Origin of the sequence: Arthrobacter ramosus (assembly GCF_039535095.1) — a bacterium.
Taxonomy (GTDB): domain Bacteria; phylum Actinomycetota; class Actinomycetes; order Actinomycetales; family Micrococcaceae; genus Arthrobacter; species Arthrobacter ramosus.
On sequence record NZ_BAAAWN010000001.1, the window covers coordinates 3,685,368 to 3,698,269 of the forward strand.

Annotated in this window: 13 protein-coding genes; 9 read left to right on the plus strand and 4 right to left on the minus strand. The window is 60.8% G+C overall.

The features are described from left to right. The first annotated feature begins 86 nt into the window (after positions 1 to 86). The 6 genes from ABD742_RS16995 to ABD742_RS17020 are packed head-to-tail and all read left to right on the plus strand — an operon-like array spanning position 87 to position 7,540. Entirely contained in the window at positions 87 to 1,529 is a 1,443-nt protein-coding gene (locus tag ABD742_RS16995) for a DUF3375 domain-containing protein (RefSeq protein WP_234751167.1), read from the plus strand. After that, entirely contained in the window at positions 1,526 to 2,152 is a 627-nt protein-coding gene (locus ABD742_RS17000; RefSeq protein WP_234751166.1) for a DUF4194 domain-containing protein, read from the plus strand. Before ABD742_RS16995 ends, ABD742_RS17000 begins: the two co-directional genes overlap by 4 nt. Then, on the plus strand, positions 2,149 to 5,556 hold the full coding sequence (locus tag ABD742_RS17005; RefSeq protein WP_234751165.1) for an ATP-binding protein: 3,408 nt from the start codon (positions 2,149 to 2,151) through the stop codon (positions 5,554 to 5,556). Before ABD742_RS17000 ends, ABD742_RS17005 begins: the two co-directional genes overlap by 4 nt. Continuing rightward, complete coding sequence (locus ABD742_RS17010) at positions 5,546 to 6,835, plus strand: Wadjet anti-phage system protein JetD domain-containing protein (RefSeq protein ID WP_234751164.1); 1,290 nt, start codon at positions 5,546 to 5,548, stop codon at positions 6,833 to 6,835. Before ABD742_RS17005 ends, ABD742_RS17010 begins: the two co-directional genes overlap by 11 nt. Positions 6,836 to 6,881: 46 nt before the next feature. Next, positions 6,882 to 7,151 carry a type II toxin-antitoxin system Phd/YefM family antitoxin gene (locus tag ABD742_RS17015; protein WP_234751163.1) on the plus strand — a complete coding sequence of 90 codons (270 nt, stop codon included), beginning with the start codon at positions 6,882 to 6,884 and terminating at the stop codon, positions 7,149 to 7,151. An 8-nt stretch (positions 7,152 to 7,159) separates the two neighbouring features. Next, positions 7,160 to 7,540, plus strand: a complete 381-nt coding sequence (locus ABD742_RS17020; protein WP_344788607.1) for a type II toxin-antitoxin system VapC family toxin — start codon at positions 7,160 to 7,162, stop codon at positions 7,538 to 7,540. 370 nt (positions 7,541 to 7,910) lie between these two features. On the opposite strand, the gene ABD742_RS24385 is transcribed toward ABD742_RS17020, so the two are convergent. Then, complete coding sequence (locus tag ABD742_RS24385; protein ID WP_425547586.1) at positions 7,911 to 8,429, minus strand: DUF2599 domain-containing protein; 519 nt, start codon at positions 8,427 to 8,429, stop codon at positions 7,911 to 7,913. 938 nt (positions 8,430 to 9,367) lie between these two features. Here ABD742_RS24385 and ABD742_RS17025 point away from each other — a divergent pair. After that, positions 9,368 to 10,156, plus strand: a complete 789-nt coding sequence (locus tag ABD742_RS17025; RefSeq protein ID WP_234751161.1) for an ABC transporter ATP-binding protein — start codon at positions 9,368 to 9,370, stop codon at positions 10,154 to 10,156. Further along, positions 10,149 to 10,922 (plus strand): ABC transporter permease, encoded by a 774-nt coding sequence (locus ABD742_RS17030; protein WP_234751160.1) that lies wholly within the window; start codon positions 10,149 to 10,151, stop codon positions 10,920 to 10,922. The genes ABD742_RS17025 and ABD742_RS17030 overlap by 8 nt, the downstream gene beginning before the upstream one ends. A gap of 6 nt (positions 10,923 to 10,928) precedes the next feature. Here the strand turns inward: ABD742_RS17030 and ABD742_RS17035 are convergent, their stop codons facing one another. The 3 genes from ABD742_RS17035 to ABD742_RS17045 form a co-directional block, all read right to left on the minus strand. Then, positions 10,929 to 11,177, minus strand: a complete 249-nt coding sequence (locus ABD742_RS17035) for a PLDc N-terminal domain-containing protein (RefSeq protein ID WP_234751159.1) — start codon at positions 11,175 to 11,177, stop codon at positions 10,929 to 10,931. 85 nt (positions 11,178 to 11,262) lie between these two features. Continuing rightward, positions 11,263 to 11,874, minus strand: coding sequence for a VOC family protein (locus ABD742_RS17040; protein WP_234751158.1), 612 nt, complete (start codon positions 11,872 to 11,874; stop codon positions 11,263 to 11,265). A 165-nt stretch (positions 11,875 to 12,039) separates the two neighbouring features. Beyond that, complete coding sequence (locus ABD742_RS17045) at positions 12,040 to 12,477, minus strand: MarR family winged helix-turn-helix transcriptional regulator (RefSeq protein ID WP_234751157.1); 438 nt, start codon at positions 12,475 to 12,477, stop codon at positions 12,040 to 12,042. A gap of 54 nt (positions 12,478 to 12,531) precedes the next feature. On the opposite strand from ABD742_RS17045, the gene ABD742_RS17050 reads away from it, so the two are divergent. Then, the gene (locus tag ABD742_RS17050) at positions 12,532 to 12,900 is read left to right on the plus strand and encodes a VOC family protein (protein WP_234751156.1); all 369 of its coding nucleotides are present in this window, start codon (positions 12,532 to 12,534) and stop codon (positions 12,898 to 12,900) included. Positions 12,901 to 12,902 lie beyond the last annotated feature (2 nt).

Here is a 12,902-nt window from a genome sequence, read left to right on the forward strand (position 1 = left end):
CCTCGCTTAGCCTAGAACCACGGGATGCAGCCGTTGAAGTGGACCTTGCATGAACGCGGCCGGTATCGCTGGAACCAGAGGATCATATGGATTACTACGCAATAAATTCACTGCGTGAAAACCATGCAGGATGGGCCTTGCTTCGCGCCCAGAACGCTCCGCTGGCTGTGCACTTCTTCATGGCCGCGTTTACCGGCCCCAACCAACGGAACATCGGCCGGCAGCAACTCATCGACATTCTGGAGGATGTGCTGTTCGGCGTCCGCGAGTCCTTCGGTGAAGGCAAATTTCCCCGTCAAGCGTCGGAATACCTCGACGATTGGGCCGATCCGGAGCGGGCCTGGCTGCGGAAATACTACGTTCCCGGCGAGGACGAACCCCACTACGATCTCACCGCCGCCGCGGAAGACGTGGTGCGGTGGGTCGAGAACCTGCGCGGGAGGGATTTCGTGGCCACTCAGTCCCGCCTGACCAGCATCTTCGCAGTACTCAAGACGCTCGTTCAGCAATCCGAGACAGACCCGGAAGTGCGATTGGCCGAACTCCAGCGCCAGCGTGACGGGATCGACGCCGAAATGCAGCGCCTACGCGAGGGCAACATCAAGGTCATGAGCGCTCCGGAAGCACTGGACCACTTCCAGCAGCTGACCACTTTGGCCAAAGACTTGCTCTCCGACTTCCGTGAAGTCGAACAAAACTTCCGGCGGCTGGACCGCCAGGTGCGCGAGCAGATCGCCACGTGGGATGGCAGCCAAGGGGAGCTCCTCGACTCCATTTTTGCCAACCAGCAGGATATTGGCAGCTCCCTGCAGGGGCGTACCTTCCAGGGATTCTGGGACTACCTCATGTCCCCACAACTCCGGACGGAGCTACGGGACCTTCTTCAGCGCGCCACGCAGATCGAAGCCCTGTCCCGCATGGACAATCTCCATGCCGTGGCGAACCTCCACCAGGACTGGCTGCCCGCCGTCGAGCAGACACAAGCCACTGTCCGGCAGCTGTCCCAGCAAATGCGCAGGCTCCTGGACGACAAGGTCTTCCTGGAGAACAAGCGGATCATGCAACTGATCCGAAGCGTCGAGTCGACCGCCCTCACCACCCGCGCCCAACCGCCGTCGGGCATTTTCATGGAGATCGCCGCGCCGTCGGTGGATGTCGCGCTGCCGTTTGAGCGTCCCCTCTACGAGCCGGGCAGCAGGGTCCTGGTGATGGACGACGTCGTCATCGCCGACGACGCCGATGTTGACGCTGGCGCCCTGTTCAGCCAGTTCTATGTGGACAAAGAGCACCTCAAGTCCCACATCGATGCGGTCCTGGAAGACGCGGACCAGGCCACGTTGGCTAACATTACCGCCGCCTATCCCCTGTCGCAGGGCCTGGCGGAGCTGGTTGCCTATTACCAATTGGCTGCCGAGTCGGAATGGGCGAACATCAACCCGGAGGCGACCCAGCAACTGTCCTGGTCCCTGCCGGACGGAAGCATCCGCGAAGCGACAATCGATCAAATCATCTTTGTGAGGCCTGCATGAACACCATCATGGAACTGGACACCCGCACTCCCGAGGAACTGCCCGGCGTCGTCACGAGGCTCTTCAAAGGCGTGGTCTATTCCGAAACCGACGAGAAGATCTGGCAGTCGCTTCTGGCCTTGGCCTCCCAGGTCCGCGACTATGTTGCGGTCCTCGGACTGGACCTGATCCTGGACGAATCCGAAGGGTACGCCTTCCTCAAATCGCGCGAGGACCCGGATGTCACGCTCCCCCGGCTTATCCCCCGACGCCAACTGACCTTCGATGTCAGCCTGCTCCTGGCCCTCCTGCGTGCCCGGATGCTCGAGTTCGACACGAATAGCAGCGAGACCCGCCTCATCATGACGGAGCAGGAAATTGCCGACATGGTTTCGGTGTTCCTGCCCGAGTCCAGCAATGAAGCCCGGATCCTGGACAAGCTGGGTGCCAACATCAAGAAGGTCGTAGAGCTCGGTTTCCTGCGGAAATTGCGAGGAGAAACCGGCACCTACGAGGTGGCGCGCATCCTCAAGGCGTACGTGGATGCCCAGTGGCTGGAAGAGTTCGACGCCCGGCTGGCTGACTACCGCCGCTCACTCACGGGGCAAAAGCCCGCAGTTTCAACGGAAACGGACGACGCATGACCACCGAGCTGCAGGACGGCCTCTTCAGCTTGGACGAGCTCCCGTCGGGGCAAAAGGACGACGACGGCGCCCTCCCGGGCTTTCGGCTGCACCGCCTGGAGCTGCTCAACTGGGGAACATTCCACGGCGGGGTCCGCACCTTCCGTTTGGATGGTGCCAATAGCCTTCTGACCGGGGACATCGGTTCGGGGAAGTCCACAGTAGTTGATGCGATCACCACGCTGCTGCTCCCTGCCAATAGGATCGACTACAACAAAGCCGCCGGCGCCCAGAAGCGCGAACGCACGCTCATGTCGTACGTTCGCGGCTTCCACAAGAGCACGCGCAGCACCGGCGGCGAATACTCCAAACCCGTGGCGCTCCGGGCACCGGGAGCCCTCACCGTAGTCCTCGGCGTCTTCCACAACGCGGTCCTCAATAAGTCCGTCACGCTTGCCATCACCCTCTGGACCATGCAAGAAGCGGGCCAGCCCAGCCGTTTCTACTCGTTGGCCGAAACTGAGCAGTCCATTGCGGAAGACTTCGCCAACTTCGGGCAGGATCCGGCCAAGCTGAAAAAGAAGCTTCGTGCCGCGGGCGCGGCCGTCCATGACACCTTCGACCCCTACGCCGCGGCTTTCAAGCGTCATTTCGGCATCAGCGGCAACCAAGCCATGGATCTGTTCCACCGCACTGTCTCCATGAAACAGGTGGAGAACATCACCCACTTCGTGCGGACCAACATGCTCGAGGACGATGACGTGAAGTCGCGCATCGACAACCTCATCCACCACTTCGACGACCTCAAGAAGGCCCACGAGGCCGTGCTGAGGGCGAAGGACCAGATCGGCTTGCTGAAGCCGATCCGTGACGGTGCCGCAGTGCATGAGCAGCTGAGCGGCGAAGACGCCCTCGCCCGCCAGCAGCGCGATCAGTTGCATCCGTGGTTCACGGATCAGCAGCTGACGCTGAGCCTGGAACACCAGCGGGAGCTGGAAAACACCGGGGTCAAACTGCTGGAGGACAGCACCCAGCTCGGCGCGGACATTTCGCGGCTGCGCCATGAACTTTCAGTGGTCCAGGAGGACATCCGCACCAACGGTGGGGGTCGGCTCGCCGCGATCGACGCCGAGATCGCACGGCTTGAGGACGAGTCCCGCTCCCAACGCAAGCGCTTCGAGCGATACTCAGCTGCCGCCGTCGAACTGGGTCTGAGGATGCCGGAAGACCGTGTGCTCTTCGACGCGAACCGGGCGCGTTTTGGCGAGGTGGAACAGGAGCTTGTTGCCGAATCCAGTGTGCTGCAGGAACGCCGCACCGGATTGACTTTGGAGCGGTCTGAACTCAGCAGCCGCAAGGCAGACATCGACGCCGAACTGGCTAGCCTGCAGTCCCGCCAGACCCTGCTGCCGCTCGCCCAACTCGAGCTCCGCCGTCGGCTGTGTGAGGGAATCGGCGTCGCGGAAACCGTCCTGCCTTATGCCGGCGAACTGCTGCGGGTGCGCGACGGCGAGTCGGAATGGGAGGGCGCAGCGGAAAGAACATTGCGTGGTTTCGCGTTGTCCCTGCTGGTCTCCGCAGAGCACTACCCGGCGGTCAGCAGTTGGGTGGATTCCAATAACCTCCGAGCCAGGTTGGTCTACCTGAAGGTCGGAGATTCGAACGCGGCGCGGCCCACCGAAGCAGGGACACTGGCGGCGAAAATCGCCATCAAGCAAGGTACCCCCTTCCGCACTTTCCTGCTGGACGAACTCAGCACCCGGTTCGACTATGTCTGCTGCGAGACCATGGAGGATTTCCGCCGCTACCCCAAATCCCTGACGGTCAACGGCCAGCTCAAGGGCGGCAGGGGCAGGCATGAGAAGGATGATCGCCGGGATCTCGCGGACCGGCGCAATTACGTCCTCGGTTGGGATAACCATGACAAGATCACCCGTTTCCTCGCCGAGCGGGACGAGGTGGACGGCAAGGTCAGCGTGGTCGAAACCCAGCTGCACAAAGTGGACGTGTCCCTCGGCTCTCTCGTGCGCCAAAACCAGCAGCTCGGAACAATCCGCTCTGTGGCCGATTTCGCCGAGATCGGCTGGCAACTGACCGCGCGGCGGATCGAGGATCTCAAGGCGGAAAGGAACGAACTCCAGTCGGCCAGCAGCGTGCTGCAGCAGCTGACGGCCAAAGAAACCGAGGTGACCGGGAAGCTCGGGCGCTTCGAGGAGAAGTCCAACAAAATCCAGCAGCGGCTCGGTGCCAATGAGAAGGACGCCAAAGATATCGCTGCGGCGATCGAGGAATGCCGCCTGGCGCTGCTGGGGCATCCGCTGACCGACGACGACGCCGTGCTGGCCGCCGTCGCTCGGCTCGCCGCCGAGGTGCTCGGCGAGAAAACACTCACCTACAAGAACACGGGCACCGCCGAGAGCTCCGTCCGATCGGGGCTGACAGCGTCGATCGATGCGCTCACGAAACGCATCGCGACGGCGGCCGCATCTACCGTTCGCTTGATGACGGAGTTCCGCGGCAAGTACCCCAACGAGACCACCGACATCGACGCCTCGCTGGAAGCAGCCCCAGAGTTCAACCGGTTGCTTGAGCAGCTGGAGAAGGACGATCTGCCGCGTTTCGAGGCGCGCTTCAAGGAGTCGCTGACCCAGAACACCATCCACGAGGTGGTGGCATTCAACGCCTTCCTGGACAGCCGGCGCCAGGACATCGTGAATCGGATCGGTGAAATCAACGTGTCCTTGGCGGGGATCGAATACAACCCGGGCAGACATATCCAGCTGGAGCATCAGAGCTCAACCGACTTGGACGTGCGCCAGTTCGGGATCGACCTGCGGGCCTGCTCGGAGGGGACCATCGGCGACGAAGACCAGTACTCGGAGCAGAAGTACCTGCAGGTGGAGAGGCTGATCGAACGCTTCCGTGGACGGGAGGGCTACACGGCACTCGATGAACGTTGGACAGCCAAAGTAACGGACGTGCGGAACTGGTTTACTTTCTCAGCCTCGGAAAAGTGGACGGAGACCGGTGAGGAATTCGAGCATTTCACCGACTCAGGCGGAAAGTCGGGCGGCCAGAAGGAAAAACTGGCCTACACAATCCTCGCGGCGGCGTTGGCGTTCCAGTTCGGGCTCGCATCAGGAAAAGGCGTGGCGAAGGGTGCGGCGAAAGGACGCAGCTTCCGCTTTGTGGTCATTGACGAGGCGTTCGGCCGCGGCTCGGACGAGTCCGCCCGGTACGGCCTGGAACTCTTCCGGCGCATGAAGCTGCAGCTACTGATCGTCACGCCGCTACAAAAGATCCACGTGATCGAGCCTTTTGTAGCACACGTGGGCTTCGTAGCGAACACCAACGGCAACGACTCCCAGCTCCGCAACATGACCATCACGGAATACCGCGAGGAACGGGATCGCCGTGCCGGCTAAAAACACGGGTGCGTCCCGGACCTGGACCACGCTGGCGGGGCTGCGTTCGCTCTCTGCTGCGACGTGGGAGCGCGGGCAACTGTTACGCGAGGCGCTGGAACCAACGGAAGCGTACCCCCGCCGTCGTTCGCTTAAGCGGCCTTCGGCGGCAGAGCTGCGAGACGACTATGCGGCCGCGCGGGAGTGGGCAGCTGAGCTGTTCGCCTCGGTGGGGACCTACACTTTGGAAACCGTCGACGTCGGCCGCACCACCATCGGTTCCAACCTCCTCCCGGCCGCGGCAGTGTTCGCGGGAGTGGCGGACGAGGTTGCCTTCGTGGGCAAGACCCGGGAGCTGGGGCGGTTCCGTTCGCTGGCCGGACGGCTGGCCGGCTTGGAGCCGGCACTAAGTGCCTGGGCAATGAAACGCCCCCTTCAACTGTTGGCTCTGGGTGATGCCGCCCTGAGCGCTGCCCGGGTGGCGCTGTGGCTGAGGGCGAATCCCGGACCGGGGATCTATCTAAGACAACTGAGCCTCCCCGGAGTCCACACGAAGTTCATCGAGACTCATCGGCGGGTCATTGATGAAATGCTGGCCGTGCTGCAACACACGCCGCCAGAGGACGATCAGCCGGGCCAAAGCGCGGCCGCGGACAACGCTGCTTCGGACGGTGCTGCTTCGGACGGTGCTGGGGGCCTGCTGCTCAACCCGATTGCGCGCACACCGGCAGCCCGCTTCGCTGAGCGTCATGGTTTCCTGCATCCGCCAGAACTTGTGCGCTTCCGGCTGCTGGACCCCGAAATTCCGCTGTTGGGCGATGCTCGCGACGTTATGGTCACGGCAGAGGCTTTCAGTACGCTCCGGCTACCGGTCACCTCTGTCCTCGTCACCGAAAATCTGGTGAACTTCCTTGCCCTTCCGCATCGGCCACGGTCCTTGGCGTTGTTTGGCGCCGGCTATGGATTTTCGTCGCTGAGGGACGTGGAGTGGATGCGGGATTGTGAGGTCCTGTACTGGGGAGATCTGGACACACATGGCTTCCGGATCCTGGATCAGCTCCGCGCTGTTCACCCACACGTGTCCAGCGTTCTCATGGATGAGGCGACACTGCTCGCCCATCGCGAGGCGTGGAGTGTGGAAGTGTCACCGTCACGGGCCCAATTGGCGAGGCTCACCCCGGGGGAGGCGGAGGTCTACGAGTCGCTGGGAAACAACCGCTACGGAAACGGCGTCCGCCTGGAACAGGAGCTGATCCGTTGGGACTGGGCGCTGGAACGGATTGCTGCTGGGCCTGTCTAAACGAAATCCCGCCTCCAGGGCAGTGCTACGATTGCTACGGAGGCAAATGATGACCACGATCCCGCACCGCGAACTCCGCAACAACAGCAGCAAGATTCTGGAGCGCGTCAAAAACGGCGAAATCATCGACGTGACCAACAACGGGGAAATTGCGGCCACCCTCATTCCGCCTTCCGCTTCGCCGTTCGAGCGGCTGTTGCAGTCGGGCGGCGTCCGCCCTGCTGGCGAGAGCCCCGTGGATTTTAGGCTTGTGCCGCGCATCAAGAGTGCGATGAGCAGCTCGGGCATGCTCGCCGATCTGCGTGGCGATCGGTGATCACTTATGTGGACACTTCCGCGATCCTCAAGCTGGTGGTCGACGAACCGGAATCCCCCGCCGTCGCTGAGTATCTTTCGACTGCGGCCTCAAGCGGAAACCGCCTCGTCGCGTCGATGCTTCTCTACACCGAGCTTCATTGCGTGGCGCGGCGGCGGAGACTGGGCTCAGAACCAGTCAATACCGTCCTGAGCGGCATCAACCTGGTGGACATCGTCCGTTCCGATCTGATGTATGCCGCCGCACTTCCCGGCCGGCTGCGGAGCGCGGATGCGATCCATCTGGCAACCGCGATCAGGCTCCAAACTGATCTGCTGGTGGCCTACGACGCCGAGCTCCTCGCCGCTGCTGTTGACGCCGGCGTCACCGTCCTCTCGCCTGGAAAGTAGCCCTTTCGTCTGCCGTAAGTGCTGATCGCTTAGTCTCGATCGACCGCAAATTTACTGTCGGCGACTGCGAATTCGAACGAGGATAATTATCGCGACGACTCCCGCTATCAAGCACGAGATTGAGCCAGCCGCCAAGAAGTACTTCTCGATCAGCGTCATTCTCGTAAGTTCAAGATAGTCGTCGTAAGGAATCAGGCCGATCTTTGCGTCATGCTGCGAGTATCGTACGAAGTACGTCAAGAGGCTAACGGCTGAAACGGCGGCGCCTATAATCGCGATTGTGATTGAAATCTTTAAAGCAGTTTTCATCTTGGATGCCGTCACGAAGGCTTCCCCCCTCTCATAGTCGCCGAGTAAATATCATTTCGTCCTAACGCCAAATGGATCCCCAACCACCTTCCGGGTAATTACAATTGTATCGTGCCATTCTTAACCAATTCCAAGCAGGCCGCCATGACTCGAGATTGTACTCGGGTAGTGAAAGTGGCAGGCCGGCGATATGGCAATAGAACTGCTGCTCAATTGAATCGGTCCAGCGCCATGAATCGGCCCCCATCTTGGATCGGACCTCGTCGCGGTGCGCCCACCAAGTCGTAGCGTTCGAAAACGTTACTCCCCAGGCGGTCGGCGTAACATTCACGGTCCAACCGCCATTCCTGCTGTTCCACCAGGGCCGATGATAAAGGTCCACACCAAGCCATGGATCCGACACAACGGGGTATTGGACGCCAGCCCTACGATGCTCTACTTTCTGTATCAGTTTAGTGCCGTGCACTTCGTAGCGAGTCGGTATCGCCTTTCCTGCTGAGTCCTTCGCCCATGGGGCAGAGAAGCCACCTAGGAACTCGCCTGCCTGATCGGTTGCAACCACGAATCCGGCGTCCGTCACTTCCAATTTCGCCGCCGACGGCAGCTCGACAGGGTATGCAAACTCCGTCGGCGACTCGGGTCCTGATATTGTCGTAGCAATCTGAACTGAACCGTCCGTCTTAGGTATAACGGCCGTTGCATCCCTGCCATGAGGGTACGTGACACCAACCGAGCCTCGAATGCCTTGTGAATCCGACGAAGCAGGCAGTCAAACCTTGATCTTTGTGGCGTCACTCTTCAATTCCACAAATCCATCGCCCGTAGTCGGGAACGAAATCTCATTTCCTCCCGCCGAGACATACTCGACGCCATTTCTGACTGAGACCACCCGTTCCGGGAGGGCGGCGTGATTTTTTAGTTCCGGAGCGACTGAAATCGCACCGTCCTCCGATTGAGGCGGAAGTGCAGGTGATGGAGCGATACCGCACACTAAAAGTGTTGCCGTAAATCCGATTGCAAAAAGGCTTCTTCTTAAGGACGTTTTCATGCTTCTCTCTCTCATCGATTTGTGATGACGGGCTTAGAATCAGCGGCCGAACCAACACTTCCATCTGGTGCCCACCAGTCTCGTAATCCCCACTATCAGTGCAAGGAAGACTAGCGCCGGAACTGGCGCGTGTGTGGTGAAAAGACACTAATTGAGTACTCGAAGAGCCCAATTTGAGTGTCAATTGGGGGCAGTCTGTGAACTCACTCGGCGGGGCGTGTGAGTGTTCGGGGGTCGCACCCGGACAGTTAGAGGCTGCCCGCCTTCAGCACGGCTCGCCAGATAGCTTGAGGCTCTATATGAAGATCGCAGCGGCTAGGAAGTACCGAGGATCGTCCGAAATCTCGGCCGCTGCAAATTTGCAAGGCATCTGTCTTCTCTCACCAAAACATCAGGTTCCCGGATATAGACTCATCGCAACGGCGCCCTGCCATGGGGCCGCTTGGCCACCCTGAGAGGGATGCGGCTCGATGAGTGAAGTGAATGTGCCGGCACAACCGCCGGTCTTGGACATCAGCGACTTGCGCGTCGCGTATGGTGCGCGGACCGTCGTCGACGGTGTGAGTTTTCAGGTTCACCGCGGTGAGATCTTCGGCCTGCTGGGCCCGAACGGTGCAGGGAAGACGAGCACACTCAGCGCCATCGAAGGGTTGGTTACGCGGAAATCCGGACGGCTGCTGGTGGACGGAATCGACGTCCAAGAAGAGCCGCTGGACGCGAAAGCGCGGCTCGGGGTGCAATTGCAGTCCTCCAGTTTCCAGGCCGAACTGACTATTCAGCAGATCGCAAGACTCTACGGCGGCCTCTATGGAGTGAAACTCTCGCGTGCGCAAATCGGGACAAGCATGCGTTCCATAGGGCTTGAAGAAGAACTGGGCAAAAGATTCAAACAGTTGTCAGGTGGGCAGCAGCAGCGGCTTGCATTGTTCATTGCGACGATTCACAACCCCCTCTTGCTCTTACTGGACGAACCGACCGCCGGGCTGGACCCCCAGTCACGCCGCGGACTATGGCGTCGCATCGAGGAACTCCGTAGAGAAGGCAACAGCATTCTTCTGACCACGCACTCGATGGAGGAGGCTCAGGCGGTGTGTGACCGCGTCGCGATCATCGACCATGGGGTACTGCTCACCATCGGCAAGCCGTCGGAGCTGATCGACAAACACAGGGACGATCCGCGGGTGCTTTCGGTCGCCCACGGCGCACCGACCTTGGAAGACGTGTTCATCGGACTGACAGGAAGTGAGATCCGTGACTAACACCAGCGTCGCCACTGTCCGCCCACCGCGCGGCCTCGCCATGGGCTCGTTGCTTCGCGCGGACTCCATTGTGATGCTCAACAGTAAGACTTCACTTGTCTTGAGCGCCCTGCTGCCGGTCGTCATCCTTGTGGTCACAAGCTTTGGCAAAGCACAATCACGGCTCGGCGGGTCAAACCTCCTCATCGGCTTGGCGTTGACCCTTGGACTACTCACCTCATGCCTGCTCGGATTCACCTTGGCCCTGGCCCACGACCGGGAGATCGGTGTGCTGCAAAGGCTCCGTGTCACCCCGGCGCCCAACTGGATGATCATGACCAGCCGCCTTGTCGTCCAAATAGCCACGAACCTGCTCGCGTCCATCATTGTCGTCATCGTCGGCTCTATCGTTCACGGGCTCACGCTCAACATCGGCCAATACCTCTTGGTCATCACCATTGCGGTCCTCGGAGCGGCAATGTTCCTGGCCATCGGACAAGCCCTGGTCGGCTTGGTTCAGTCCACCAACGCCGTCAGCGCGATCGGCCGGTTGCTCATGATCTTCCTGCTGCTCCTCGGCCTCCTCGGAGGAAGCGGCATCCTCGGGGACGCGATGCAAACCATCTCGGGCTGGTCCCCCGTCGGAGCCCTCCTGGCACTCTTCTCGGATGTCTTGAACCAGTCTGCCTGGGGCGGTCAGGACACCTATTCGCTCTTGGCCTGCGTGGGATACGTCGTCGTGTTCGCGTTCATCGGAATCCGCTGGTTCCGATGGGAATCGCGGTAGGCCAACTTAGGAAATCGAAGGTCGCTTCCGATGCTTCACGCTGGTTGCGATCCAAGCCACCGGGCCGATGAGCGGAATGAACAGGACCAACAAGAGCCAGAGCACGAGTTCCCGTTTAGTCAGACTCCTGGCGCTGCGCGCGAGCACAATCAGGGCCCAGACAAAGACGACAACTGTGGCGAAAGCAAGCACCGTCGCTATGACTTCATACCCGGTTGGAGCGAGAACGTCGTTAGCAGTTGAGAGAAAAAACACGGCCCCTCCTTCGCGGTTTAGGTGTGACTAAGCTATCACTTACCAGCCCCAAGGACCTTGGACGAGCCGAGACATCGAGCCCGCCTCACGCTGACGCAGGCTCCCACGCGAATCCGTCCGGGTCGGTGAACGGGCCGGCTACGCTGCCGATCGCGAGTCGGTGCGATCCGGTGCCGTCGGGAGAGACACCAGCGTCCTTGGCGAGGGCACGGCGCGCGTAAAGCCCAAGCTGGACGGGACTCGACGGCATGGCGAACTCGACGTACTTTCCGAAGCTCTTCCCAACGGAGAGACCCCGCTCGCCGTAGAACCGTTTGCTCGCGGAAACGTCCGCGACCGCCACCAGGAGCACGATCTTGTCGACCTCCCGGGTGGCGGGACCAGTGTCCTTCTTGGCCGATGTCGCGACCTTCCAAATCGCGCCATCCGGAGCCTGAACGACGCCGCCGAAGCCCCACAAGGACTTCGTCACTGGCTTCAGCGTCGTGGCACCCGCTTCCACAGCGGAATCGATGAGGCTGCTGACGGTGGACGGCTGCGAAACGACGAGCGACAGCGTGAACCCTCGGAAGCCGTCAGTAGGAGCATCCGAGGCCCGCACACGCACTCGCGGGCCCAATCCGAAGGCGGCGTCGTAGAAAGCGGTGGCGGCCGCGGGGTCAGGAACTTCGAGGGTGACTGATTCGATGGCGGTCATGACAGGTCCTTAAGTGAGTGGGTTGCTTCGTGATTTCGACTTTATGCCGAGGCCCCACTGACCGCTTCTCCAATCCTGACCGATGTGTTCCGCACCTGGGCGCCGAGCTTTTATCGGTCACCTGTTCACTTCCAAGTTGCGACATCCCTTCTATTGGATGGCCGTTTACAGGGAAGCGACGCACGTCCTCAACATGTCTCGAAGCTGTTTCTGTTCGTCCTCAGTGAGGCCCGAGCGCATGGTGTCTTCCACCGCCTTGACTGCAGTACTGGCGGCTTCGAGCTGCTGGCGGCCATGCGCTGTCAGTTCAGTCGGCAGTATTCGGCCGACCGAAGCCTCGGTCGCCCGAGAAACAAGGCCCTCACGCTCTAGCGCCTGCAATAGAACGTTCATCGACTGTCGAGACACGAAGGCACCTCTCGCGAGCTCGGAGTTGGACAGCCCCGGCCGCTGAGCAAGGAGCTCCAGGCATGCGTAATGGGTGATGCTCATGCCCAGCGGCCGCAACACACTCTCCATTGCCGTGCGAAGCGCACTGGCCGCTTCCTTAAGGAGATATCCGAGCGATGTATCGAGGCTGACTCCTGTTACGTCTTGACTCATGTCAATATTCTGACATACTCTAAGTGTCAACTAACTGACACTAAGGAGCTCCTCATGCCGGTCACCGGACCCGACTTCATTTCAATCCAAGTGCGCGACCTTGAAGCGTCTGCCGCTTTCTACCAGCAGCACCTCGGGCTGACCCGTTCTCCAGCGGGGCTGCCGCACGCAGTGGTATTTGACACCAGACCGGTCGCGTTCGCCGTCCGGGACCTTGCGCCGGGCGTCAGCCTTGCCTCCACGCCACAGCCCGGCCTCGGCATCGGATTGTGGTTGCACGCCACGGACACGCAAACGATCCATGACAAATTAGCGGCCGTCGGTACCGAAATCGTGGTCGAACCGTTCGACGGCCCATTCGGGCGCACCTTTACCTTCGCCGACCCCGACGGATACCAAATCACCCTCCACGACCGTGCCTGACC

Excerpts from the sequence above, each read along its gene's own strand:
- ABD742_RS16995 (WP_234751167.1), top strand. The coding sequence starts at position 87 with ATGGATTACTACGCAATAAATTCACTGCGTGAAAACCATGCAGGATGG.
- ABD742_RS17015 (WP_234751163.1), top strand. The coding sequence starts at position 6,882 with ATGATGACCACGATCCCGCACCGCGAACTCCGCAACAACAGCAGCAAG.
- ABD742_RS17005 (WP_234751165.1), top strand. The coding sequence starts at position 2,149 with ATGACCACCGAGCTGCAGGACGGCCTCTTCAGCTTGGACGAGCTCCCG.
- ABD742_RS17050 (WP_234751156.1), top strand. The coding sequence starts at position 12,532 with ATGCCGGTCACCGGACCCGACTTCATTTCAATCCAAGTGCGCGACCTT.
- ABD742_RS17025 (WP_234751161.1), top strand. The coding sequence starts at position 9,368 with ATGAGTGAAGTGAATGTGCCGGCACAACCGCCGGTCTTGGACATCAGC.
- ABD742_RS17000 (WP_234751166.1), top strand. The coding sequence starts at position 1,526 with ATGAACACCATCATGGAACTGGACACCCGCACTCCCGAGGAACTGCCC.
- ABD742_RS17040 (WP_234751158.1), bottom strand. The coding sequence starts at position 11,874 with ATGACCGCCATCGAATCAGTCACCCTCGAAGTTCCTGACCCCGCGGCC.
- ABD742_RS17045 (WP_234751157.1), bottom strand. The coding sequence starts at position 12,477 with ATGAGTCAAGACGTAACAGGAGTCAGCCTCGATACATCGCTCGGATAT.